The sequence below is a fragment of the Haloplanus sp. GDY1 genome (genome assembly GCF_023703775.1).
Classification (GTDB): Archaea; Halobacteriota; Halobacteria; order Halobacteriales; family Haloferacaceae; genus Haloplanus; species Haloplanus halophilus.
Genome location: NZ_CP098514.1, coordinates 502,742 through 526,462 on the forward strand (window position 1 = coordinate 502,742; position 23,721 = coordinate 526,462).

Sequence of the window (23,721 nt, forward strand, 5' to 3'; positions counted from 1 at the left end):
CACAACACCGACGCCGACGTCGACGGCGCGCACATCCGGACGCTCCTGTTGACCCTCCTCTACCGGCACATGAAGCCGCTCCTCGAACGCGGCTACGTCTACGCGGCGCAACCGCCGCTCTACCGGGTCCGGTATCGCGGCGAGACCTACGACGCGATGAGCGAGGAGGAACGCGACCGGATCGTCGAGGAGCAGTGTAACGGCAACCCCGATCAGGTCCAGCGGTTCAAGGGCCTCGGGGAGATGAACCCCGATCAGCTCTGGGAGACGACCATGAACCCGGAAAACCGGATTCTGAAGCGCATCACGCTGGAGGACGCGGCGGCCGCCGACCGCATGTTCTCGATCCTGATGGGTGACGCGGTCGAACCCCGCAAACAGTTCATCAAGGAACACGCCGGCGACGCGGAGTGGGTGGACATATGAGTTCGGACGGCTCCGACGTCCCGGCCGCCCGCGTCGACACCGCCCGGATCGAACAGGAGATGGAGCAGTCCTACATCGACTACGCGATGTCGGTCATCGCGGGGCGGGCGCTCCCCGACGCCCGCGACGGCCTCAAGCCCGTCCACCGGCGCATCCTCTATGCCATGCACGAGGCGGGCGTCACCTCGCGGGCCTCCCACCGGAAGTCCTCCTCCGTCGTCGGCGAGACGATGGGTGACTTCCACCCGCACGGCGACTCCGCCATCTACGACGCGCTGGCGCGGATGGCACAGGACTTCTCGATGCGGGCGCCGCTGGTCGACGGCCAGGGGAACTTCGGCTCCATCGACGGCGACCCGCCGGCGGCCATGCGCTACACCGAGGCGCGGATGTCGCCCATCGCGGAGGAACTGCTCGACGACATCGAGAAGGGCACCGTCGACTTCTCGTCGAACTACGACGGCCGCAAGCAGGAACCCGACGTGTTGCCCGCGGCCTTCCCCAACCTCCTCGTCAACGGCTCCTCGGGCATCGCCGTCGGGATGTCGACGAACGTCCCGCCGCACAACCTCGGCGAGGTGATCGACGCGACGATCCACCTCATCCGGAATCCGGACTGCACGGTCGAGGATCTGATGGACCACGTGGTCGCGCCCGACTTCCCCACCGGCGCGAACATCGTCGGCCGGAACGCCATCTACGAGGCGTACAAGACGGGGCGTGGTCGCCTGCGCGTCCGCGCCGAACTGGAGACGAGCGAGGACCGCATCGTCGTCACGGAACTCCCCTACCAGTCGAACAAGGCACGCCTGATCGAGCGCATCGCCGACGACGTGAACGAGGGGAAACTCGACGGCGTCCGCGACCTGCGCGACGAGTCCGACCGCGACGGCATCCGCATCGTGATCGAACTCAAGCGCGGCGCCAACCCCGACGTGGTGGAGAACCAACTGCTCGAATCCCACCTCGAAACGACGTTCGGCGTCATCAACCTCGCGCTGGTCGACGGCCAGCCGAAGGTGCTCGACCTCAAGGAGACGCTGGAGGTGTACCTGGATCACCGCCGCGAGGTCGTGCGCCGCCGCAGCGAGTACGACCTCGAAGCGGCCGAGGACCGCGCCCACATCCTCGAGGGCCGCCTGACGGCGCTGGAGAACGCCGACGAAGTGGTCGAACTCATCCAGGACGCCGAGGACCGCGACGCCGCCAAGCGGGCGCTGATTGCCGCCTTCGACTTCTCCGAGGACCAGGTCGACCACATCGTCGCGATGCAGCTGGGCAGCCTCACGTCGATGGAGACGGCCGCCATCGAGGAGGAGTACGAGGAGGTGCAGGCCCGCATCGACCGCCTGACCGAGATCCTCGAGGAGGAGTCGGAACTCCTCGGCGTCATCGAGGACGAACTCCGGGAGATCAAGGCGGAGTACGCCGACGAGCGCCGCACACGGATCATCGAGGACACGGGCGAGGTGACCGACGAGGACCTCATTCCCCAGGAGGACACCCTCGTCGTCGTCAGCGAGGACGACTACATCAAGCGCATGTCGCTGTCGACGTTCGACGCCCAGCACCGGGGCGGGAAGGGGATCATCGGCACCGACCTCAAGGAGGGCGACCGGGTCTCCTCGGTCTTCCTCGCGAACACCCACGACTACCTCCTCTGTTTCACCAACCACGGGCAGGTCTACAAGCTGAAGACCTACCAGGTGCCGGAGATGGGCCGCACCGCCCGCGGCAAGTCGGCGGTGAACCTGCTGGACCTCGACGACGGCGAGGAGATCGAGGCCGTCGTCGACTGCGAGAACCTGGAGGAGGGCGCCGGCCGGTACCTCACGATGGCGACGAAGCGGGGGCGCGTGAAACGCACCGCCGTCGAGGAGTTCGGCAACATCCTCTCGACGGGCATCCGCGCCATCCGTCTGGAGGACGACGACGCCCTCGTCGACGTGGAGTTGACCGACGGCGACCACGACCTGATCGTCGCCACCGCCGACGGGATGAGCATCCGCTTCGACGAGGACGAGGTCCGTCCCATGGGCCGTGACGCCCGCGGCGTCGGCGGCATCAAACTGGAGGGCGAGGATCACGTCGTCGGCCTCGCCGCCGTGGCCCCCGCGGACCACGACTGGGTGCTCTCCGTGACGGACAACGGCTACGGCAAGCGCACCCCGGTCGACGCCTACCGCCAGCAGTCCCGCTACGGCAAGGGGCTGATCGACATCAAGACCGACGAGCGCAACGGCCCCGCCTGCGCGATCGACGCCGTCGGCCCCGGGGATCACCTCGTCGTGATGAGCGAGGGCGGCCAGATCATCCGCACGCCCGTCGAGGACGTCTCGACCGTCGGCCGCAACACGATGGGCGTCATCGTCATGGACCTCGACGCCGGCGACTCGGTGGCGTCGGTGGCCGTGATCCCGGCCGGCCGGGCGGGCGCGGGGGACTCCCTCTCGGACGACGAGAGCTGACCTACAGGATCCGCTTTCCGAGCGCGCTCGCGGCGAGTTCGACCGCGAGTTCGCCCGTCCCGTTGTGGTCGTCGAGGATCGGGTTCACCTCCACGAGTTCCAGCGACCGCACCGTCGCGTCCGTCGCCGCCCGTTCGAGCGCCGCGTGGGCCTCGCGGTAGGTGACGCCACCGCGGACGGGCGTCCCGACGCCGGGTGCCTCCGTCGGGTCCAGCCAGTCCAGGTCGAGGCTGACGTGGACGCCGTCGCCCCCGCTCGCGGCGTCCACGGCGTCGTCGACGACGGCCGTGACGCCCCGGTCGTCGATATCGGACATGGTGTAGACGTGGACGTCGCTCTCGCGGAGGGCCGCCCGCTCGCCGGGGTCGAGGTCACGCACCCCGACGAGCGCGACGCGCCCGGGGTCCAGGTCGGCGAGCGCCCACGCCGCGTCCGCGAACTCGCCGCGGCCGAGGGCGGCCGCGAGCGCCATCCCGTGGACGTTGCCCGAGGGCGTCGTCGCCGGCGTGTTGAAGTCGCCGTGGGCGTCGAACCAGAGGACGCCCACGTCGGCGTCGCGGGCCGTCCCCGCGAGGGTGCCGATGGCGACCGAGTGGTCGCCCCCGAGAACGAGCGGCGTCTCGCCGGCCGCGAGCGTCTCGCACACCCGGTCCGCGAGGCGGGTGCAGACCGACTCGACGACCGGGAGGTACTTCGCGTCCGCGCGGCCGGGGTCGCGGTTCTCGGTTCGGGGTACGGACAGGTCGCCGGCGTCGCGAACGTCGCGGCCGATGTCCCGGAGCGCGGCCCCGAGGCCGGCGTAGCGAATCGCCGACGGCCCCATGTCGACGCCGCGGCGACTCGCCCCGTAGTCGGTGGGGACGCCGAGGACGCGAACCGAACGGGTCATGGACGTCGTAGGGGGCGCGGCGTGAAAAAGCGTCAGGGCGGCGGCCGCTCGGGCGTCGTCGCGACGCCCTCCGCTACTCGTCGGCGTCCCGGTAAGGGGCACACACCCGCGCGACGCCTTCCTCGAAGTCGATTTCCGGCTCCCAGCCGGTCGCCTCCCGGAGTTTCGAGGCGTCGGCCATGGTGTCGTGGACGTAGACGGGCAAGGGGTTCTCGACGTACTCGGGGTCGACGTCCGTGCCGAGTTCGTCGTTGATCATCTCGACCATCGTGTTGAAGTCGTAGCTCTCGCCGGTGCCGACGTTGTAGATGCCCTGTAACTCGTGGTCGGCGGCGAGTTCGATGGCCCGGACCACGTCGTCGACGTGGGTGAAGTCCCGGGTTTGCGAGCCGTCGCCGAAGAGGACGGGCGACTCCCCGCCCGCGATGGCGTCCGCGAACTGCGCGACGGTGTTGGCGTACTCCCCCTTGTGTTCCTCGGCGCCGCCGTACCCCTGGTAGACCGAGAAGAAGCGCAGGCCCGCGAGGCTCATGTCGTAGTGGTGGCCGAAGTACTCGCCGTAGCGCTCGCGGGCGAGTTTCGACGCCTCGTAGCAGGTACGGGCCTCGACGGGCATGTCCTCGGGGGAGGGCTCGGTCCGGGAGCCGTAGATGGAGGAGGTGGTGGCGTAGACGACGGTGTCACAGCCGTCCTCGCGGGCCTGTTCGACCGTGTTGACGAACCCCTCGACGTTGACGCGGGTGGCCTCCCGCTTGTTCTCCTCGACCATCGTATAGGAGGAGTAGGCCGCGAGGTGGAAGACGACGTCCACGTCCGTCGGCAGGTCGTCGTCGAGGACGCTCCCATCGACGAATTCGACGGGACCGTCGGCGTCGCCGTCGGCGTCGACGCCGTCCAGGTTCTCCGGCGTACCGAGGTGACAGTCGTCGAGGGCGATGACGTCGTTGTCGGCGGCGAGGTGGTTCGCCAGGTTCGACCCGATGAACCCCGCACCGCCCGTCACGAGGACTCGCTTCCCTTCCATGGGGGAGACGAGTCCCGAGGGCTCCAAAGCCGTATCGCTTTCACGGCGACGAAAGCTCGAAACCCAGCGCGGTTTCCCCACATCCCTCGAATTTAATAACGCTAGTCACCAATCACCACGCATGTCATCCATCGAACTGACGTCCAGTCAGAAGACGATCCTCACGGCCCTCATCAACCTCCACCGCGAGACGGAGGACGCGGTCAAGGGTGAGGACATCGCCGAGGAGGTCGATCGAAACCCGGGCACCATTCGCAACCAGATGCAGAGCCTGAAAGCCCTCCAGCTCGTCGAAGGGGTACCGGGCCCGAAGGGCGGCTACAAGCCGACGGCCAACGCCTACGAGGCCCTCGACGTGGACCAGATGGACGAACCGGCGGCCGTCCCGCTGCTCCACAACGGCGAGCCCGTCGACACCGCGAACGTGGGCGAAATCGACCTCTCGTCGGTACACCACCCCGACCTCTGTCGCGCCGAGATCCACGTCCAGGGGTCGGTCCGGGAGTTTCACGAGGGCGACAAGGTGCGCGTCGGCCCCACGCCCCTCTCGAAGCTCGTCATCGACGGCACGGTCGACGGCAAGGACGACACCGACAACATCCTGATCCTGCGCATCGACGACATGCGGGCGCCGGCCGAAGAGCCGGAGCACTGACCGCATCGATCCCGGACTCCGTGCGGGGGTCGACGGCCCCGTCGCGACCCCCGGCCCGACGCGAGGCGATGACACCGACCGCCCTCCCGGGCAGTCCCTTCCCCCTCGACCGAGGACTCCCTCCCCCGTCGGTCGAGCCCCCGTCGGGGGAACCGGTTCTCGGTCGACGCTCGTGGGGTCCCCGCCGCGGCGTCGAGGGGAAGGTTCGACGCGGGACGCCTACATGTCCGACCAGGCGTCGATGGCCCGGCCGACCGAGGAGACGTCCGCGATCCAGCGTGCGGCGACCGCCTTCTTCAGCAGTTCGGCGCCGACGCCCCCGAAGGTGTTGATCGGCAGGGGGTCGACGCCGTGTGCGACCGCCTCGTCCCCGATGGAGATGAGCGTCCCCTTGTCGTCGTGGGTCCACGTCCGGAGCGACTGCCCCTTCGCGGCCCGAAAGAGGTTCTCGCCGGCCACTTCGGCGGCCTGCCAGGCGGCCTGGGCCGTCGGCGGCGCGAACTCCTCGGGTCCCTGCTCGATCAGCGCCGTGTCGCCGATGGCGAACACCCGGTCGTCGCTCGTCCGGAAGTCGCGCTCGGCGTACACGCGGTTGCTTCGGTCGTCCTTGTCGACGTCGCAGTCGGCGAGTTCGTCCTGTCCGGTGATGCCGCCGGTCCAGAGGAACACGTCGTAGTCGAGTTCGGTCGGCTCCTCCTCCTCGCCGCCGCCGACGTAGATGGTCTCCTCGTCGACCTTCGAGACGAACTCGCCGCACATGATCTCGACCCCGGTGGCCTCCAGTCGCTTGCGGAGCGCGCCCTGGAGTTCGGGATCGTTGCCCGGGAACACCTCGTCGAGCCCCTCGACGAGGGTGACGTCGATCGGTGCGCGGTGCTCGTCGCGGTAGGCGGCGACCTCGCCGGCCGACTGGATGCCCGAGAGGCCGGCGCCGCCGACGACGACCTGCGCCGGGTCCGACCGGGTGGCCTCCGTCGCCGCGTCCGCCACGTCGCCGTGAATCTCGCGGGCGTCGTCGAGACCCTTCAGCGTGTGGGCGTACTCCTCCAGTCCCTCGATGCCGTAGAAGGCGGTGCGACTCCCGAGGGCGACGAGCAGATAGTCGTACGGGACCGGATCGCCGTCCTGCAGTTCGACTTCCCGCTCGTCGACGTCGATGCCCGTGACGCGGTCCTGCCGGAACGTCGTCTCGGGGGATTTGATCTCGTCGACGGGGATGGAGATCTTGGAGGCGACGCTCGTGTCGCGGATGACACGGTGGGCCTCGTGGAGAACGAGATGATAGTCGTGCTCGGAGATCCAGGTCAGCTCGGCGCTGCCGTCCGCTACCTCTTCGAAGCGCGTGACTGCACCCGCGCCGGCGTATCCGGACCCGAGAACGACGACCTGAGAGGTCATACGCCCCAGTCCGAATCCATCCGTTATAGGGGTGTTGAAACCGCCCGAGCGGCCGTGAATCGGTCGTTCGTCGAGAGTGGGGTCGACAGTCGTCTACAACGAGAGGCCGGCGTGCCACGCGTCCGCCCCCGCCGCCTCGCGGCGGTCGTCCATCTCGTGGAGGAGGGCGGCAGCGAGGCTGCCGACCTCGGCGGCGCGCCCCTCACCCTCGGTGCAGAACTCGCCGGTCGTCCGGTTGGCGAAGACGGTACACACCGCTCCCCCTCGGAGGCCGTAGAGGCCCGCGAGCGTCAACACGGCGCTGGCCTCCATCTCGACGTTCTTCACGTTCGCTTCCCGGAGGTCGTCCAGTAACGACCCGCTTCCGGCCGCCTCGAACCCCTCGAACCCCGGCCGTGCCTGGCCGGCGTAGAAGCTGTCCGTGCTGAGCGTGACGCCGCAGTGGTAGTCGTAGCCGAGGCGTTCGGCGGCGGCGATCAGCGCCGAGACGACGGCGTGGTCGGCGACGGCGGGGTAGTCCCCGCGGACGTACTCGTCGCTCGTCCCCTCGCCCCGCACCGCCCCGGTCGTGATGACCAGGTCGCCGACCGCCATCTCCGGGTGGAGGGCACCACAGGAGCCCACCCGGACGAACGTCTCGGCGCCGACGCGGGCGAGTTCCTCGACGGCGATGGCGGCGGAGGGGCTCCCGATGCCGGTCGAGGTGACCGAGACCGGCGCCCCCTCGTAGGTGCCCGTCGCGGTGCGGTACTCGCGGTGGGACGCGACCGTCTCCGCGTCGTCCCAGCGGTCGGTCACCACGTCCACGCGGTCGGGGTCGCCGGGGAGCAACACCGTCTCCGCCACGTCCCCGGGCGCGACTTCGAGGTGGTACTGCCGGTCGGTGTCGTCTGCCATGACGACCCGTACGAAAAGGGAGCGGAAATACCTGCGGTGGGCTGCCGGCGCGTCGCCGGTTCGCGACTCGACGCCGCGCTATCGGTACTCGGGGGTGACCCAACTACAGGTCGAACACGCGTGGATCCCCTGGACGTTCAACACGTCGCTCTCGCAGGACGGGCAGGTCGATAGGTCGGACGTCGCCGTGGTGCTCTTGAGTTCGGCCATCGTGATAGTACGATGTCACCCATACCATAAAAAGCTGCTGTGAGTATGTATTACACAGACGTAATATTATCTAAGGACGTGGAGAAAATCCGGATATAGGTGTTCGTTCGTGTCGATTGTCTCTACTCTTCGCTACGTTTGGCTGCTTCGAGCGTCTCGGGACCGATGGTCGACGGAAGCAGTTCGCCGAGGGTGTACTCGCTGACCGCGTTCCCGCCCTCGTCACAGACGATGGGCAGGTCGTCCGCACAGAACTCCGCGAGCGTCTGGCGGCACATCCCACAGGGCGTGACGCCGTCGCGAGCCTCCGAGGCGACGGCGAGCGCGTCGAACTCCCGGTGTCCTCGCGTGACCGCCTCGGCGAGGGCCACCTCCTCGGCGTGGAGGCTGTTGCTGTAGTTGGCGTTCTCGACGTTGCAGCCGGTGAAGACGGTGCCGTCGGCGGTTCGGAGCGCGGCCCCGACCCGATACTCGGAGTAGGGGACGTACGCCGCGTCGAGGGCGTCGCGGGCACGTTCGACGAGTTCGTCGGGCATGGGTGGTCCTTCACCCGACCGGTCCATATACCCTCGGTCGCCGCGAAAACACTAAGCGCAAAACCCACAGTTGTCCAACGAATGTCCAGGGACGACAGCCCGGCCCGGGATGCGAACGGATCCGAGACGAGTCGAGAGGCGTTCAAACGGCAGTACGGCAGGTCGATAGCCGCCGTGTTCGCCGGGCTCGTCATCACCCACCTCCCGATCATCAACCTGATCGGACTGCTGCCGACGTTCAAGGAAATCCTCCTCGGTGCCGGCGTCGTGTTCGCGTTCACGTCGCTGACCGAGCCGGCGGACGGCGCGAAACACGCGTTCGTCAGCGGGATGACCGCGGCCGTCGTCTTCAACGTGCTCTGGATTCCCGGGTCGGCCCTCCTCGGCGGCTCCCTGGCGGCCATCGGCGGCAGCACGGCCGCCGACGCCGTCGCGTCCGGAATGCTCCAGGGACTCGGCGCGCTGACCAACCTGATCGGACTGCTGATCTTCTCGCCCGTCGGATACGCCGTCGGCGGCGTCCTCGGTGCGGTCGGGAACTGACCGATCGTCCACCGGCGAGGCTGCGGCGACGACGCCGGAGGTACATTTATGAAATTGCATTTTCATTTGACAAGTATGTCCAGCGACGAGTCGGACGACGGGGGACCGGCGTCGTCGACTGCCGAGGCCGGCGCCGCCGGCAGTCCCGCTCCCGACGAGATGTACTGTTCGAACTGTGGGTCGGTCATCGACGCCGACGCGGAGATCTGTCCCGACTGCGGGGTGCGACAGCAGTCCGCCACCGACGAGAAGAACGCCGCCGTCTCCTTCGTCGCGTCGCTCGTCGTCCCCGGGGCCGGACAAGTGTACAACGATCAGGTCGGCCGGGGCATCGCCATGTTCGTCGGGACGGCCGTGATGGACCTCGTCATCGTCTTCGTCGCGGGGATCCTGACGTTCATCGTCATCGGGCCGCTCTTTCTCTTGTTGATCCCCGTGGTCCACGTCGCCGTGGCGTACGACGCCTACACGCAGGCCGAGAAGATCAACGACGGAACGATCACGCCGTAGGCCCGAGGGACTTTTACTCGCGGAGCGCCGACCCCCGACCATGGCACTCCCCGAGGGCGAGGCGTCGACGCCGAACCGCCGACGCGCGCTGCTCGCGGTGACGCCCTTCCTGTTGCTCGGACTCGCCGACGTGCTCCTCCTGCTGTTCTGGGGCATCGAACCGCTGTGGGCCTTCGCCATCCTCCCGCCCATTCTCTTCTGTACGGTGCTGGCGTGGCTGGCGTTCAGCACCGACTTCCTCGACGACCGGACCTAGCGTCCGGTGTCGTACTTGTACGTCGCGCTCTCCGGGTCGATGCCGAAGTCCTCGGCGTCGGCGTCGGGCGAGTCCTCCTCCTCCGCCCGGGGGGCGGCGTTCTTGAACGCCTCCCGCAACCGGGCGGGCATCTCGAACTCGTCGACCCGGAGGCTGGTCGCGACGGCGTCGGGTTGGATCGTCTCCCGCTTCGCCGCCAGCCGTTCGGCCATCTTCTCCGGCAGCGCGCTCGACTCGACGGCCTCGAAGCCGAACTGCGCCAGATAGCTCGGCTGATCCGTCACCGAGTACACCGTCTCGAAGCCGTCGGCCGCAGCCGTCTCGACCAGGCGCTCGACGACGTGCGCTCCCACCCCCTGCCCGCGCCACGCGCGCAGGACGCCGACGCCCGTGAGTTCACAGTAGTCGCCAGCGTCGGTCTTGTGGATGCGCACGCGGCCGAACCCCGCCCGCGCGTTGGAGTCCTCGTCGACCGCGATGACGTAGTCCCGGGACCGGAAGGCGACGTCGTCCAGGGCCATCTCCTCGATGTGGTCGAGCAACCAAGCCTCGTCTCGGTTCTTGGCATCCCGGACGTACATGCCCCGACGTAGTGAGCGGTGGGGTAAAAGGATTTGCCGGCCGCCGATCGATCGTGTTCAGCGAACCACCCCGGGACCACCTCGAACGCCCCGGCGTCACCGGAACGCGTCGCGTTCCGATCGATCTTGCCGAGGGGTTACCGTTTCGTGGGAATCGTCGATTACTCTTTGGTTCCGCGTGACGTACTCGTTCGCATGCCCCACACGCTCGAAATCAGCGACGAACTCGGGGAACGCCTGGACGGCCTCCTCGAGGAGGACGAGACCTACGAGGAGTTGATCGAGGAACTCGTCTCGGTGTACGAGACCGAGGGCGCGTTCCTGCAGGAAGGCTACTCGGAGTGAGCGCGCCGGCTACCCGTCCGCTCCCCTCGGCCCCACCGGCTCACCCCTCGTTCGGGTCGCTCCACCCGCCCGCGTCCGTCAACTCGAACAGCTTCCCCCAGTTCTCGTCGTCCTCGCTCTCCGGAAGCTGGTCGCGCAGTTGCCGGAAATCCGATTCGGGCACCAGGTCGCGAACGAGGTCGACGATGACCTGCGCGTGGTAGGCCGCGTCGGCCCGCTCCGCGTTCTCGACGTCCGCGACCCGCGCGACGAACTCCGACCAGTCGAATCGCTGCCCGTGTTCGTGGACGGCCCCGGTCATGTACCACTTGATCTCCATCGGGAGCGAGGCGGCGAGGTCCTCGGCGGCGCCGGCCGGAATCCGCTCGCCGAGCGCCATCAGCGTCGCTCTGATGGCCCGCACCGTCTCGCCGGTGCCGGGGAGTTCGAGTCGGTGCTGCACCGTCCCCGTGAACTCGTCGAATTTCATACAGTTGATACGTGTTCGGGGGGCGTAATCAATGGCGACGGCCGTTCTTACCGCGTGGGAACGATACGCACACCCGACGGCTCGTCGTCCCTCCCGGGTTTCGAGGAGCCAGCCGCACCGTCCCTCCCGGAACGCCTCGTCGGGGTGCGTTTTCGTCTTCCCGCGGGTCTACCGGCTCCTGTGAGACGATGCGCGCGACGTCCGTCGGCTGGACCCGTGACGGCCGAGCGCCGACCCGGACGTTCGCCGCTCAGTACGGCAGGAAGTAGAGTCCGAGCGCGAACACCGGGAACAGCGCCAGCATGACGATGATGGTGTATCCGAGGATGTCGCGAGCGCGGACCTGCGTCAGTCCCAGCAGCGGGATGGCCCAGAACGGCTGGAACATGTTGGTCCACATGTCGCCGACGCCGTAGGCGACGATGGCCTTCCCCGGCGGCACGCCGAGTTCGACCGCCGCGCTCCCGACGACGCCGCCGATGATCCCCCACTCGCCGCCACCGCTCGGGACGAACAGGTTCATGAACCCGCCGAGCAGCCACGCGATCACCGGGAACGTCTCGGGCGTCGCCACCGCGAGCAGCCCCTCCGCGATCAGATCCGAGAGCCCGGAGTTGCTGATGATCCCCAGGATCCCCGCGTAGAAGGGGAACTGCAGGATGATCCCCGCGGCGCCCTCGGTGGCGTCACGGATCGCCTCCATGTACGCCGCCGGCGTCTTGTGCAGGAACAGGCCGAGGGCGATGAACGTGAAGTTGAACACGTTGAGGTCGAGGGCCTCCCCGACGCCGCCGGCGTTGATGAAGTAGTTGACCACGTACACCATCATGCCGAGACCGAGGAGGTAGGCGATGGCCCGGCTGTCGTTGATCCGGTCGGCCGGCGACCGGGAGACGTCCGTCGCCGTCGCGGTCCCCCCGTCGGTGACCGCGTCCTCCAGTTCGTCGCCCTTCAGCAGGCTCGGCGCGTACTCCTCGATGCCCGTCGCGTTCTCCTCGTCCGGCGCGAGGAAGGCGAGGACGGGAACGACGGTCACGAACACGAGGACCGCGATGCCGAACGCGTAGATCGTGAACACGCTCTCGTTGAGCGGGACGACGCCGATGATGTCCTCGAAGGGGTGGCCCTCCGTCGCCGAGAGCAGTCCCGCGCTCGTCGACGGTCCGACGTGCCAGATGGTCTGGCTCGTGTACCCCGCCGCACAGAGGATCGGATAGTGGAACGTCTTCCCCCGCTCGTAGCCCGCGCGGGCCACGAAGATGGCGAAGATGGCGCCGACGATGAGGCCGATGCCCCAGTGGAAGTACCCGAAGATCAGCGAGACGGCCGCCACCAGCGCCGCCGCCTGCGTGTTGTCGTCGGGTATCGACGCCAGCCTGTCCAGGTAACTGCTGACGAAATCCGAGTCGGCGACGGCGTACCCCGTGACCAGGATCAACACCATCTGCATCGCGAAGGTCAGCAGGGTCCAGAAGCCGTCGTACCAGTTCTGGATGTTCTGATACGGCCCATCCGGCGTGAACGCGATGGCGGCGACGTACGCGATGAGCGTCAGGATCACCGCGAACAGGAACGGGCTGGGGATCCACTTCTCCGACCAGTCCGCCATCGTCCGTCCGAACGACTGCACTCGCTGTCGGGCTGACATAGGCGTTCACATGGCACATGATCGTCGGTGATAAACCTATGCTAGGCGGTGACAACCGCCGTCGTCGTGGGGCGTTTGCCCGGGCCGATACGCTACACCGCATCGAGGTCGATCCGCTCCGGCTCGGGCACCGTGCCCTCGCCGACCGCCACCTCGGCCGCCGCCTCGTCCCCGGGGAGCACGACCGTCCCGCCGGCCAGCAGCGGGGCGATCACGCCCGCGATCACCGCCCGCGGATCCGCGAGCGACGCCCGGAGTGCGACGGCCGTCCCCTCGCCGAGGCCGGCGCCGTCGACGACGCCCGCCGCCCGGGCGCACAGGTCGCGGTGGGTGAGCGTCGACGCCCCGTCGACCACCACCGGGTCGTCGGGCGACCGCTCGCCGGGCGGCAGCGACGGGTTCTCGCTCCAGACGACGCCCTCCCAGTGGGTCGCCGTCGCCGCCGACGGCGCGCCGCCGTACACCAGTACCTTCCGCTCGCCGTCGGTCAGAGCGGCTTCGCTGTCGACGGCCCCCATCACGACCCGCGCGTCGGCGTCGACGTCGAAGGTGACCCGCGCGCCGAGGAGCGACGCGCCGAACAGCGTCTCGACGATCTCCGGTTCCGGATCGGGCGCGAGGGCGACGCGGGAGCCCTCGTGGACACCGAGGTGGGCGAGCGCGTGGCCGGCCTTCCAACTGGTCGTACAGAAGTCGCGGTAGCTCACCTCGCGGCCGCGAGTCGTCACGTCGAGGGCGACCCGCTCGCTCCGGCGGTCGCGCCCGACCAGATCCCCGAGCACGCGCATCCGTCAGGCGGGGTGACTCGCGGCGGCCATGCTCAGAAGCTGCTCTTGATCCGCTCGAAGAAGCCCTCTTTCACGTCGACCTCCTCGCCGCCGGCCTCGGCGAACGCCTTGAGCGCCTCGCGTTGCTCCTCGTTCAGGTCGTCGGGCGTCACGACCTGCACCTGGACGTAGAGGTCGCCACGCCCCCGACGCCGGAGACGGGGCATCCCCTTGCCCTTCAGGCGGAACGTCTCGCCGCTCTGGGTGCCCGCCGGGACGTCCATCTCGACGGTGCCGTCGAGCGTCGGCACCTCGACGGTGTCGCCGAAGGTGGCCTGCGGGAAGGAGATGGGATGCTGGTGCCGCAGGTCGTCGCCGTCCCGCTCGAAGTCGGGGTGGTCGGCGACCGACACCTCGATCAGGAGGTCGCCGTTCGGCCCGCGGTTCTCGCCCGGGGCGCCCTCGCCCTCCATCCGGAGGGTCTGCCCGTCGCGGATGCCGGCCGGGATGTCGACCGAGAGCGTCGACTCCTCGCGGGTCTGTCCCTCGCCGCCGCAGGTCGAACACGTCTCGCTGTAGAGGGTGCCCTCGCCGCCACACCGGCGACAGGTCCCCGTCTGTTGCATCCGGCCGAACGGCGTCTGTTGCACCTGTGTCACCTGTCCGCTGCCGTCGCAGTTCGGACACGTCTCCGCGTCGGCGTCCGGCGGGTGGCCCTCGCCCTCGCAGTCCGGACACCGCGTCGGGCGCGTGACCGTGAACTCGCGTTCGACGCCCTCGAAGGCCTCTTCGAGGTCGAGCCGAAGCGACGTTCGCAGGTCCTGTCCCTGTCGCGGTCGGTTGCCACCGCCGCCACGGCCGCCGCCGAAGAACTGCTCGAAGATATCCTCGAAGCCGCCGGCACCGCCACCGCCGCCGAAGGGATTGCCGCGCCCCCCGCCGGCGCCGCCACCGCCGTCGAACCCGCCACGCTTCTCGGCCTGTTCGAAGCGCTCGTGGCCCATCCGGTCGTACGCCTGCCGTTTTTCCTCGTCCGTGAGCACCTCCTTTGCCTTCTTGGCCTTCTTGAACTTCTCCTCGGCGTTCGGATCGTCGCTCACGTCCGGATGGTACTCGGAGGCCTTCTTTCGGTACGCCTGTTTGATCTCGTCTTCGGAGGCGTCCCGGGAGACGCCGAGCACGTCGTAGAAGTCCTCTGTCATCAGTTACGTTCTCGTACCGTTCCTACCTATTTCAAAAACGCGGCTCGGGAACTACGCGTCGTCCTCGCCCTCGTCCTCTTTCTCCTCGAAGTCGGCGTCGACGTACTCGTCGCCGTCGCCCGGATCGGCACCTGCACCGGGGCCGGCACCGCCCATGCCGCCCATACCGCCCATGCCGCCGGGACCGGCGCCCGCGCCTGCACCGCCCGCGCCGGCCTGGGCTTGCTGGGCCTGCTCTTGGTACATCTGCTTGCCGATCTCTTGGAGCTCCTCCGACAGTGCCTCGGTCGCGTCAGTCAGTTCCTCGGCCGACGCGTCCTCGTCGTCGAGGGTCTCCTCGACCTCCGCGACGGCCTCCTCGACGGACTCGCGGGTGTCGTCGTCGATGTTCTCCTCGTTCTCCTCGAGCAGCGTCTCGGCGCGCTGGATCGCGCTCTCGGCGTCGTTGCGGGCCTCGATCCGCTCGCGGCGCTGCTGGTCCTCCTCGGCGTGTTCCTCGGCTTCCTCCTGCATCCGCTCGATCTCCTCGTCGGAGAGGCCGACGCCGCCCTCGATGGTGATCGACTCGGCGTTGCCCGAGCCCTGATCCTCGGCCTCGACGTTGACGATGCCGTTCTCGTCGATGTTGAACGAGACCTCGATCTGCGGGGTGCCCGCGGGCGCCGGCGGGATGCCGGTCAGCTGGAACTCGCCGAGCAGTTCGTTCTCCTCGGCGATCTCGCGCTCACCCTGGAAGACCCGCACCTGCACCATCGTCTGGTTGTCCGCCGCGGTCGTGAAGATCTTCGACTCCTCGGTCGGGATCGTGGTGTTCTTCTCGATCAGGCGCTCGAACAGGCCGCCCTTGACCTCGATCCCGAGCGACAGGGGCGTCACGTCCAGCAGGACGATGTCGTCGACCTCGCCGCCGAGGACGCCGCCCTGGATCGCGGCGCCCAGCGCGACCGCCTCGTCGGGGTTGACGTTCTTCTTCGGCTCCTGGCCGACGAGTTCCTCGACTTTCTCCTGGACCTGCGGCATCCGCGTCGACCCGCCGACGAGGATCACCTCGTCGATGTCCCCTTTCGAGTAGCCGGCGTCCTCGAGTGCCTGCTCGGTGGGTTCGACCGTCCGCTCCAGCAGGTCGCTCGTCAGCGACTCGAACTTCGCGCGGGTGAGCGACGTTTCGAGGTGGACCGGCCCGTCGTCCGTCGCGGTGATGAACGGCAGGTTGATGTCGGCCTCCTTGCGCGAGGAGAGTTCCACCTTGGCCTCCTCGGCGGCGTCCTTCAGCCGCTGGAGCGCCTGGCGGTCCTCGCGGAGGTCGATCCCGTGCTCGTTCTCGAACTCCTCGGCGAGGTGGTCGATGATCGCCTGGTCCCAGTCGTCGCCGCCGAGGTCGTTGTCCCCGTTCGTGGCGACCACTTCGTAGACGCCGCCGCCGAGGTCCAGCACCGAGACGTCGAACGTGCCGCCGCCCAGGTCGAACACGAGGACGGTCTGGTCGGACTCGTCGTCGAGGCCGTAGGCCATCGACGCCGCCGTCGGCTCGTTGACGATGCGCTCGACGTCGAAGCCGGCGATCTCGCCGGCGTCCTTCGTCGCCTGTCGCTGCCGGTCGTTGAAGTACGCCGGCACCGTGATGACGGCCTTCTCGACCTCGTCCCCGAGGTACTCCTCCGCGTCCCGCTTGATCTTCTGGAGGATCATCGCCGAGATCTGTTCCGGCGTGTAGTCCTCGCCGTCGATCTCGACGCTGTAGTCCTCCTCGCCCATGTGGCGCTTGATCGACTGGATCGTCCGCTCGGGGTTCTGGACGGCCTGGTTCTTCGCCGGCTTCCCGACGAGCCGTTCGTCGTCGGTGAAGGCGACGACGGAGGGCGTCGTCCGGTCGCCCTCGCCGTTTACGATGATCTCCGGATCGCCTCCCTCCATGACCGCGAACGCGCTGTTCGTGGTCCCGAGGTCGATACCCAGAATCTTGTTGCTCGCCATCTTGTCCGTGATTACCGGTTTAGGTCGGTTAAAGGTTACTAGACGGGCCGAGATTGCGCTCCAGCCCGGGTCGACACCGTCCCCCGATTTCGCGTTCGCTCGTCATCCGTTACCAACACCATTTATGTAGAACTGCAATTCAGCACTCCGGCGCCCGCGCTACGCCGACCCGTCGCTGACCGTCACCTGCGCCTCCTGGATGACCGACCCCGCCATCTCGTAGCCGGGACGGTAGACGTCGACGACCGTCCCCTCGGGGTGGTCGCTCTCGACGCGCATCATCACCTCGTGGCGCGTCGGATCCACCTCGTCGCCCGGTTTCGGTTCGATGGCCGAGACGTTCTCCGATTCGAGGACGCGGTCGAGCGACGCCAGCGTGGACTCGACGCCGTCGCGGATGTCGACGTCGTCGTCCTGTTCGAGGGCCCGAACCAGGTCGTCCCGCACCGGCACCAGCCGGGCCACGAAGTCCTCGGTGGCGCGCTCCTTGAGCTCCTCTTTCTGTCGCTCGGTCCGCTTCTTGTAGTTCTGGAAGTCGGCCTGCTTGCGCTTCAGTCGCGACTCCAGGTCGTCGGCGCGGGCGCGTTCCTCCTCGAGTTCCGCCTCGAGGTCCTCGATGCGCTCCTCGAGGTTCGCGACGGCCGCACCGAGGTCGGCGTCGTACTCGCCGACGCGCTCGGCCAGGTCGGCGGCCGTCTCGCGCTCGTCGGGATCGGTTTCGCCGACCGTGTCGGCCGCCTCCTCCTCGGGCGCGGCGCCGTCCGTCGTCGTGCCGTCGGCCGCATCCTCGTGCATGGTCGAAGGAAACGCCTCGGGTCGCTTAAGACTTGCAGAACGCGCTCACTGATACATCCCGAGCGGCCGCGCCTGCGAACTGGTCTCCTCGGCCTCCTGCATCTGCCGCGCGAGTCGGCGCTTGGCCCGCCTGATCTCCTCGGCGTGGTCCCGCAGGTCGTCGACCGGCATCTCGACCCCGAGCAGCGGCGCGATGCCCTCCTCGATCAGGCGTGCGGCGGCCTCCGGGTCCGGGAACTGCGGCGTCGACTCCACGATCAGCCCCACCGCCGTCCGGCCGGTCCGCACCGCGTGACTCAACAGGGCGCCCGTCGGCCCCGAGACGACGCCCGACTCCTCCGGCGCCTCGATACCCACCGCGGCCAGCCGTTCGCTCCCCTCGCCGATCCCGACGCCGTACAGCGCCGGCGTCTCCTCCTCGTCGCGCTCCCGACCGATCCCGCTCAGGTAGACGGGCGTCACCTCGCCGTCCGTGTACCACTCGGACAGACAGGTGGCGAACTCCTGGGCCGCCGCCGGCGAGACTGGCACGTCGCTCCGGAGGGCGAGCAGGTCCCGCTCCCGATCGGCGTACAGGCGAACCGGGGTCGTCAGCTCCCGGTCGCCCCCCTCGTAGGTCGCCACCGGCGGCAGGCCGTCGCAGTGGACGTTGGCGTAGTGGACCATGCCGAACGTCTCCGCGAGGTGGTCGGTCGCGAGTTTCCCCACGAGGCCGACGCCCGGCAACCCCTCGATCAGCGTCGGCGCGTCGAGCGATACGTCGTCGCGGAGGACCTCGATGCCGCTCATGTCCGTCCCTTCGGGACGGCGTCGTAAGTATCGTGCGTCGGGTCGCCGGGGTGATCGCCGCGCCCCCAAAGGCACAAATCCACCCGCGCGCTACTGCGCGCATGGTCACGTTTCTCGCCGGCGGGACGGGCACCCCCAAACTCCTGGACGGCGTGGCTGCCGCCTTCGACCCCGAGGCGGTCACGGTGGTCGCCAACACCGGCGACGACGTGGAACTCGGCGGGCTGTTGGTCTGTCCCGACCTCGACACCGTCCTCTTCCGAGGCGGTGGGGTGATCGACCGCGACCGGTGGTGGGGCATCGACGGCGACACGACCGCGACCCACGAGGAACTCGGCCGACTCGCCGCGGCCGCCGGACTGGCCGACGGCGACGGCGATCCCGCGCCCCGATACCTCCCCCCCGACCGCCAGACCGCCGGCCGCCGCCTCGCCCGCTGGCGCCGGTTCTCCGGCGTCGCGGAGTTCATGGAGATCGGCGACCGCGACCGGGCCGTCCACGTCACCCGCACCAGCCTGCTGGACGAGGGGCTGACCCTGACCGAGGTGACGCGTCGCCTCGCCGACGCCTTCGACCTCACCGCCGACCTCCTGCCCATGAGCGACGATCCCGTGGCGACCATCGTCCACACCGAGGCGGGCGCGATGCACTTCCAGGAGTACTGGGTCGCCCGCCGCGCCGATCCGGCCGTCGAGGACGTGGAGTTCCGCGGGGCGAGCCGTGCGTCCCCGACCCCGGCCGTCCGCGACGCCCTCGACGACGCGGTGGTGATCGGCCCCTCGAACCCGGTCACGAGCGTCGGCCCGATCCGGGCGCTCCCCGGCGTCGACGACGCCCTCGATTCGACGCCGGTCGTCGCCGTCTCGCCGTTCGTCGAGGACGAGGTCTTCTCCGGGCCGGCCGCCGACCTCATGCGCGGGATCGGGCGGGAGCCGTCGACCGCCGGCGTCGCCGACGCCTACCCCTTCGCCGACGCGTTCGTCCTCGACGCCGCCGACGACACCGACCTCGACCGCCCGGTCGTGCGGACCGACACTCGGATCGACGGCCCCGACGACGCGGAACGCGTCGTCCGCGCGGTCGCCGACGCCCTCGCGGAGGTGGCCTGATGCTCGCGCTCGCCAGCCTCAGCGGCGCGTCGGACGCCGAGTGGGCCCGCGACGGCGCGGCGTTCGCCGACCTCGCCCTCCTCGGCGGCCTCGCCGTCGACGACGCCTCCCGCGACGCGGCCCGCGACCTGGTGGCCCGCGGTCGCCGGGAGTTCCTCCCCGACGACCCGCTGGCCTTCGCGGACGCCGAACTCGCCGCCCTCTCGGAGGCCCCCATCCGCCCGGGACTGAACGTCCGGAGCGCGACCCTCGACCCCGTCCGCGAGGCCGCCGCGGTCTGTGCCCGCCACGACGCCGTCGTCGAGATCAACGCCCACTGCCGGCAGGAGGAGCTGTGCGCCGCCGGCTGTGGCGAACGGCTCCTCCGCGACACGGGGCGTCTGGAGCGTTACGTCGCCGCCGCGAGCGAGGCCGGCGCGACGGTGAGCGTGAAGGTGCGGGCCGAAGTCGACGGGGTCGACCTGCCCGAGACGGCCCGGCGGGTCGCGGCCGCCGGCGCGGACGCCATCCACGTCGACGCGATGGACAGCGAGGAGGTCATCGCCGCCGTCGCAGCCGCGAGCGACGCCGTCGTCGTCGCCAACAACGGCGTCCGCGACCGGGCGACGGCGTGGGAGTACCTCGCCTACGGCGCCGACGGCGTCAGCGTCGGCCGGCCGAGCGACGATCCGGCGGTCCTCCGGCGGGTCGCCCGCGCCGTCGACGACTGGTGGCGCCGCGCGGCCGAGGACGGGGCGACCCTCGACCGGGAGCGAGAGCGGGACCGGGAGCCGGAGGTGCCGGGATGAGCGGCGAGGGTGACCGCCCGTCGGGACGCGCTCACCCCCGTCCCGACATGACGCCCGTCGACCACGCCGAACTCGCGCTGTTGCTGGAGGTGGCGAGCACGCCGAAACCGGGCAACGTGGACCGCCGCCGCGACCACGACGACCTGCGGTTCGAGCACTTCCTCGCGGGCGCCGTGGGTGCCCGTCCCGGCCTCCGACTGGCCGCGGGCGAGGGATCCGACGACGGCCGTCCACCCCTCGGCGAGGCGTTCGAGCGGGCGGTTCGGGGCATGAGCCAGCAGGACGGCGACAACACGCAGTTCGGCTGTCTCCTCCTGCTCGTTCCGCTGGTTCGGGCGGCCGCGACGGATCGGCTCTCGCCCGCCGGCGCCCGGGAGGTGGTCGAGTCGACCACCGTCGACGACGCGGCGGCCTTCTATCGGGCCTTCGAACACGTGGACGTGGCCGTCGGCGACCCGCCGCCGGACGCGGACGCCCTCGACGTGCGACGCGGCGCCGACGCGGTGCCGGACCTCCGGGCGCGGGGGCTGACGCTCGCGGACGTGATGGAACTGAGCGCCGACCGCGACGGCAACGCCCGGGAGTGGACGACGGGGTTCGAGCGCACGTTCGCGGCCGCCGGCGCCGTCCGCGACGACGAGGGGCCGGTCACCGACCGCCTCGCGCGGGCCTTCCTCGACCTGCTGGCCGAGCGGCCGGACACGCTCGTGGCGGTCGAACACGGCGACGACGCGGCACGCGAGGCGAGCCGCCGGGCCGCGGCGGTTCGGGGCGACCTGGACGCCGCCGAGGACCTCGCCGAGGCGTTCCACGACGAGGGGATCAACCCCGGGACGACCGCCGACTGCACCGCGGCGGCGGCCTTCGTCGCCCTCGAACGGGGGGTGCCGGTGTGAGCGGCGCGGACTGGCCCGTCTCCCTCCGCGGCGTCACCGAGTCGGTCGTGGCGACGCTCGGCCCGAACGGCCGCTGGAACCAGGCGGCGCTCGGCTTGCACGCCCCCGACGACGCCGGCGAACCGGTGACGGCGACGACGTGGGGACGCACCCGAACGCGGGGAAACTTCGAGCGCCGGGGTGGGGGTGTCGTCCAGTTCACGACCGACCCCCGGGAGTTCGTGGACGCTGCTCTCGACGTGACCGAGACGGACGACCCCGTCCGCGAGGGGGCCGCCGCGTGGGTCGAGGTGACGGTCGAGCGCCTCGACGCGGGCGAGGAGGGCGGCACCGAGTGGGTGCGCTGGGCGCTCTCGCCCGTCGAGTCGGCCGTCCGCGAGGAGTCGGTCCCGACGATCGACCGCGGGTTCGCCGCCGTCGTCGACGCGACGGTGGCGGCCTCGCGGCTGGACGTGCCCGCGTACGACACCGCGACCCTGCTCGACCGCCTCGCGTACTTCGCGGAGACGGTCGACCGCTGTGGCGGGCCGGCGGAGCGGGCGGCCTTCGCCCGCATCGACGACCTGACCGGGTGGCGGGAGCGACGGAACGAATCGCTTTAGTGGCCCAGCGGCACACGTGTCGGTATGGCCATCAAACCCAAATACGTCAAACAGCTCGGCGGCATCCTGCTGGAGCGGTATCCGGAGGCGTTCAACACGGACTTCGAGACGAACAAGGAGAGCGTCTCCAAGCTGACGAACGTCGAATCGAAGGGCGTCCGCAACCGCATCGCGGGCTACATCACGCGGAAGAAGTCGAGCGCGGCCGCTTCGGCCTGACTCGGCGGAACCTTCTCAGATCACCCTCGCCCCGAGCGACGGCTACGCGTCGGCACGCGGGAGTTCGACGTGGAACACGACGCCGCTGGGCTCGTTGGCCGCCGCCCGCACGTGGCCGCCGTACCTGTCGACGAGCACGTCGACGATGGAGAGCCCGAACCCACCCCAGTCGCGGTCGTGGCCGAACCCGTCGTCGAACAGTTGCTCGCGGCGGTCGGCGGGGATGCCCACGCCGTCGTCGGCGACGCTCACCGTGACCGTCTCCGCGTCGCACTCGACGCCGACGGTGACGCGCAGCGACGCCGGATCGTTGTGTTCGGCCGCGTTCGTCAGGAGGTGGTCGAACACCGTCCCCAGCATGTCGTCGGCCAGGACCTGGGGGTCGGCGGTCGGCGGGGTGAACTCGACGGTCGCCTCGGGGTAGGACTCCCGGAGGTCCGCCACCGCGTCCGAGAGCACGTCCGTGAGGTCGACCCGCCGTTCGGCCGTCCCTCCGGCGACGTCGGTGGAGAGACGCCGCGCGGTCTGGACCAGGTCGACGATCTCCTCGCTCCGGTGGCGGGCCACGTCGACGTCCCCGCGTCGCTCCTCGGGCACCGCCGCCGCCAGCGCGTCGAGTTTCGCCAGCACGAGGTTCATCCCGTTGAGGACGTTGTGCCTGAGCAGCCGATTCAGGAACTCGATCCGGGCACGCTCCGCGTCGAGTTCCCGCTGGTGCTCGGTGCGCTCGGTCACGTCCCGCAGCGCCGAGAGGTGCCGGCCCGGAAGGACGTTCGAGGTGGCGGCGTAGGCGACGGTCCGGGTCTCGCCGTCCGCACGCACGAGTTCGAACTCGCCGCGCTGCCCACCCTCCTCGAGGAACGCGGTCCACTGTGCCTCCACGTCCGTCCCCTCGGGTGCGAACTCCTCGATCCGTCTGCCGACCAGTTCCGACCGGGGGAGGCCGAACAGGTCGGCGGCCGCCGGGTTCGCCGCCACGTACCGCCCCCGGTCGTCGGTGATGACGAGGGCGTCGAGCGTCCCCTCGAAGACGGCCCGGAACTGGCGTTCCTGCTCGCTCAGCCGTCGGTGACGGGTCCGTGCCCGCACGTCGTAGCGGCTGATGAGGAGTCCGGCGACGGCGCCCGTCGCGGCGATGTCGAACACGAGAAACGAGGGCGACTCGACGACGTGGCCGTGGGCCGCGTGCAGGCCGAGGACGTACAGCGAGACGGCGCCGCTCACCAGGAGGCTACTCACGACCCAGAACGCCGCCACCACCGGCGCCATGTCGTCGTCGGCACCCCAGCGCAGCCACGCCCCGGCCAGGAGCAACAGGACGCCGAACCCGAGGGGCAGCAGGTCGCCGAGAACCCCCTCGACGGAGACCGAGTGCTGGACCGCGTGGACGACCGGCACCCCGATCAGGAGGAGGCCGACCCCGGCCACGGTGCCGCCGCCGAGGCGACGACGCCACACGACCGGAACGGCCTCGAACCGCGACGCCAGCCACCCCGTCAGCCCCGCAGTTCGGGCGGAGTCGGTCAGCAAGCCGACGAGGCCGTTCCCGACGGGGCTTCCGACGCCGCCGTCGTCCGAGCCCCCGTGTGTTCCGCTCACGGCAGGTTCCTTCGAGCGGTACCTGTATATGCGTACTGGACCGCGTCGGCCGCGAAAATCGGCAGCCGGCTCCTCGATCGGCGGAAAACTGATCGGCTCGGTGTCACGACTCGCCTCCCCGGCCGT

Annotated in this window: 26 protein-coding genes and 1 pseudogene; 12 read left to right on the forward strand and 15 right to left on the reverse strand. The window is 69.7% G+C overall.

All coding sequences use genetic code 11. The annotated features are described in order from the left end of the window. Nucleotides 1–6: 6 nt before the first annotated feature. Both NBT67_RS18095 and gyrA read left to right on the forward strand, forming a co-directional pair. A pseudogene (locus tag NBT67_RS18095) lies at nt 7–426 on the forward strand (DNA topoisomerase IV subunit B); the annotation flags it as partial. Then, nucleotides 423–2,894: a DNA gyrase subunit A gene (gyrA, locus tag NBT67_RS02760; protein WP_251343289.1), complete on the forward strand. Its 2,472-nt coding sequence runs from the start codon at nt 423–425 to the stop codon at nt 2,892–2,894. The pseudogene NBT67_RS18095 and the gene gyrA, both read left to right, overlap by 4 nt. A 1-nt stretch (nt 2,895) precedes the next feature. Here the strand turns inward: gyrA and rocF are convergent, their stop codons facing one another. Continuing rightward, entirely contained in the window at nt 2,896–3,783 is an 888-nt protein-coding gene (gene rocF, locus NBT67_RS02765; protein WP_251343290.1) for an arginase, read from the reverse strand. 73 nt (nt 3,784–3,856) lie between these two features. Then, the gene (locus NBT67_RS02770; RefSeq protein ID WP_251343291.1) at nt 3,857–4,807 is read right to left on the reverse strand and encodes an NAD-dependent epimerase/dehydratase family protein; all 951 of its coding nucleotides are present in this window, start codon (nt 4,805–4,807) and stop codon (nt 3,857–3,859) included. 121 nt (nt 4,808–4,928) lie between these two features. Here NBT67_RS02770 and NBT67_RS02775 point away from each other — a divergent pair, with 121 nt between their 5' ends. Next, a complete protein-coding gene (locus NBT67_RS02775) occupies nt 4,929–5,462 on the forward strand; it encodes an Rrf2 family transcriptional regulator (protein ID WP_251343292.1) in 534 nt (177 codons plus the stop codon). Nucleotides 5,463–5,681: 219 nt separating this feature from the next. Here the strand turns inward: NBT67_RS02775 and NBT67_RS02780 are convergent, their stop codons facing one another. From NBT67_RS02780 to cdd, 4 genes are all read right to left on the reverse strand, one after another. Next, nucleotides 5,682–6,860, reverse strand: coding sequence for an NAD(P)/FAD-dependent oxidoreductase (locus tag NBT67_RS02780; protein ID WP_251343293.1), 1,179 nt, complete (start codon nt 6,858–6,860; stop codon nt 5,682–5,684). 93 nt (nt 6,861–6,953) lie between these two features. Continuing rightward, entirely contained in the window at nt 6,954–7,757 is an 804-nt protein-coding gene (locus tag NBT67_RS02785) for a nucleoside phosphorylase (RefSeq protein ID WP_251343294.1), read from the reverse strand. Between the two features lie 78 nt (nt 7,758–7,835). Further along, nucleotides 7,836–7,967, reverse strand: a complete 132-nt coding sequence (locus tag NBT67_RS17975; RefSeq protein ID WP_256474684.1) for a hypothetical protein — start codon at nt 7,965–7,967, stop codon at nt 7,836–7,838. Nucleotides 7,968–8,089: 122 nt separating this feature from the next. Then, nucleotides 8,090–8,503, reverse strand: a complete 414-nt coding sequence (cdd, locus tag NBT67_RS02790) for a cytidine deaminase (RefSeq protein WP_251343295.1) — start codon at nt 8,501–8,503, stop codon at nt 8,090–8,092. 81 nt (nt 8,504–8,584) lie between these two features. Here cdd and NBT67_RS02795 point away from each other — a divergent pair, with 81 nt between their 5' ends. From NBT67_RS02795 to NBT67_RS02805, 3 genes are all read left to right on the forward strand, one after another. Beyond that, nucleotides 8,585–9,046, forward strand: a complete 462-nt coding sequence (locus NBT67_RS02795) for a hypothetical protein (protein WP_251343296.1) — start codon at nt 8,585–8,587, stop codon at nt 9,044–9,046. Between the two features lie 75 nt (nt 9,047–9,121). Continuing rightward, on the forward strand, nt 9,122–9,556 hold the full coding sequence (locus NBT67_RS02800) for a zinc ribbon domain-containing protein (RefSeq protein WP_251343297.1): 435 nt from the start codon (nt 9,122–9,124) through the stop codon (nt 9,554–9,556). A gap of 40 nt (nt 9,557–9,596) precedes the next feature. Continuing rightward, nucleotides 9,597–9,812 (forward strand): DUF8142 family protein, encoded by a 216-nt coding sequence (locus tag NBT67_RS02805; protein ID WP_251343298.1) that lies wholly within the window; start codon nt 9,597–9,599, stop codon nt 9,810–9,812. Here the strand turns inward: NBT67_RS02805 and NBT67_RS02810 are convergent. After that, nucleotides 9,809–10,393 (reverse strand): GNAT family N-acetyltransferase, encoded by a 585-nt coding sequence (locus NBT67_RS02810; RefSeq protein WP_251343299.1) that lies wholly within the window; start codon nt 10,391–10,393, stop codon nt 9,809–9,811. The genes NBT67_RS02805 and NBT67_RS02810 overlap by 4 nt on opposite strands. 195 nt (nt 10,394–10,588) lie before the next feature. On the opposite strand from NBT67_RS02810, the gene NBT67_RS02815 reads away from it, so the two are divergent. Next, on the forward strand, nt 10,589–10,738 hold the full coding sequence (locus NBT67_RS02815; protein WP_251343300.1) for a DUF7557 family protein: 150 nt from the start codon (nt 10,589–10,591) through the stop codon (nt 10,736–10,738). 40 nt (nt 10,739–10,778) lie between these two features. Here NBT67_RS02815 and NBT67_RS02820 read toward each other — a convergent pair whose 3' ends face one another. The 7 genes from NBT67_RS02820 to NBT67_RS02850 form a co-directional block, all read right to left on the reverse strand. Then, nucleotides 10,779–11,207: a DUF2267 domain-containing protein gene (locus NBT67_RS02820; protein WP_251343301.1), complete on the reverse strand. Its 429-nt coding sequence runs from the start codon at nt 11,205–11,207 to the stop codon at nt 10,779–10,781. Nucleotides 11,208–11,457: 250 nt separating this feature from the next. Then, the gene (locus tag NBT67_RS02825) at nt 11,458–12,855 is read right to left on the reverse strand and encodes a short-chain fatty acid transporter (RefSeq protein ID WP_251343302.1); all 1,398 of its coding nucleotides are present in this window, start codon (nt 12,853–12,855) and stop codon (nt 11,458–11,460) included. 92 nt (nt 12,856–12,947) lie between these two features. Then, nucleotides 12,948–13,643, reverse strand: coding sequence for an AMP-binding protein (locus NBT67_RS02830; RefSeq protein ID WP_251343303.1), 696 nt, complete (start codon nt 13,641–13,643; stop codon nt 12,948–12,950). A 32-nt stretch (nt 13,644–13,675) separates the two neighbouring features. Further along, on the reverse strand, nt 13,676–14,824 hold the full coding sequence (gene dnaJ, locus NBT67_RS02835; protein ID WP_251343304.1) for a molecular chaperone DnaJ: 1,149 nt from the start codon (nt 14,822–14,824) through the stop codon (nt 13,676–13,678). A 51-nt stretch (nt 14,825–14,875) separates the two neighbouring features. Continuing rightward, nucleotides 14,876–16,798, reverse strand: coding sequence for a molecular chaperone DnaK (dnaK, locus tag NBT67_RS02840; protein WP_251343305.1), 1,923 nt, complete (start codon nt 16,796–16,798; stop codon nt 14,876–14,878). A 159-nt stretch (nt 16,799–16,957) separates the two neighbouring features. Then, nucleotides 16,958–17,593 carry a nucleotide exchange factor GrpE gene (locus tag NBT67_RS02845; RefSeq protein WP_251343306.1) on the reverse strand — a complete coding sequence of 212 codons (636 nt, stop codon included), beginning with the start codon at nt 17,591–17,593 and terminating at the stop codon, nt 16,958–16,960. A 45-nt stretch (nt 17,594–17,638) separates the two neighbouring features. Further along, nucleotides 17,639–18,382, reverse strand: coding sequence for a proteasome assembly chaperone family protein (locus NBT67_RS02850; RefSeq protein WP_251343307.1), 744 nt, complete (start codon nt 18,380–18,382; stop codon nt 17,639–17,641). Nucleotides 18,383–18,483: 101 nt separating this feature from the next. On the opposite strand from NBT67_RS02850, the gene cofD reads away from it, so the two are divergent. Genes cofD through NBT67_RS02875 form a run of 5 tightly spaced genes read left to right on the forward strand, consistent with a single transcriptional unit; the run spans nt 18,484 to nt 21,996 of the window. Beyond that, complete coding sequence (gene cofD / locus NBT67_RS02855) at nt 18,484–19,491, forward strand: 2-phospho-L-lactate transferase (protein ID WP_251343308.1); 1,008 nt, start codon at nt 18,484–18,486, stop codon at nt 19,489–19,491. Further along, the gene (locus NBT67_RS02860) at nt 19,491–20,279 is read left to right on the forward strand and encodes a tRNA-dihydrouridine synthase (protein ID WP_251343309.1); all 789 of its coding nucleotides are present in this window, start codon (nt 19,491–19,493) and stop codon (nt 20,277–20,279) included. Before cofD ends, NBT67_RS02860 begins: the two co-directional genes overlap by 1 nt. After that, a complete protein-coding gene (locus tag NBT67_RS02865; RefSeq protein WP_425498888.1) occupies nt 20,276–21,175 on the forward strand; it encodes a triphosphoribosyl-dephospho-CoA synthase in 900 nt (299 codons plus the stop codon). Before NBT67_RS02860 ends, NBT67_RS02865 begins: the two co-directional genes overlap by 4 nt. Beyond that, nucleotides 21,172–21,777, forward strand: coding sequence for a DUF447 domain-containing protein (locus NBT67_RS02870; protein WP_251343310.1), 606 nt, complete (start codon nt 21,172–21,174; stop codon nt 21,775–21,777). The genes NBT67_RS02865 and NBT67_RS02870 overlap by 4 nt, the downstream gene beginning before the upstream one ends. 24 nt (nt 21,778–21,801) lie before the next feature. Beyond that, the gene (locus NBT67_RS02875) at nt 21,802–21,996 is read left to right on the forward strand and encodes a 30S ribosomal protein S17e (protein ID WP_251343311.1); all 195 of its coding nucleotides are present in this window, start codon (nt 21,802–21,804) and stop codon (nt 21,994–21,996) included. Between the two features lie 42 nt (nt 21,997–22,038). On the opposite strand, the gene NBT67_RS02880 is transcribed toward NBT67_RS02875, so the two are convergent. Next, nucleotides 22,039–23,595 carry an ATP-binding protein gene (locus NBT67_RS02880; protein WP_251343312.1) on the reverse strand — a complete coding sequence of 519 codons (1,557 nt, stop codon included), beginning with the start codon at nt 23,593–23,595 and terminating at the stop codon, nt 22,039–22,041. Between the last annotated feature and the right edge of the window lie 126 nt (nt 23,596–23,721).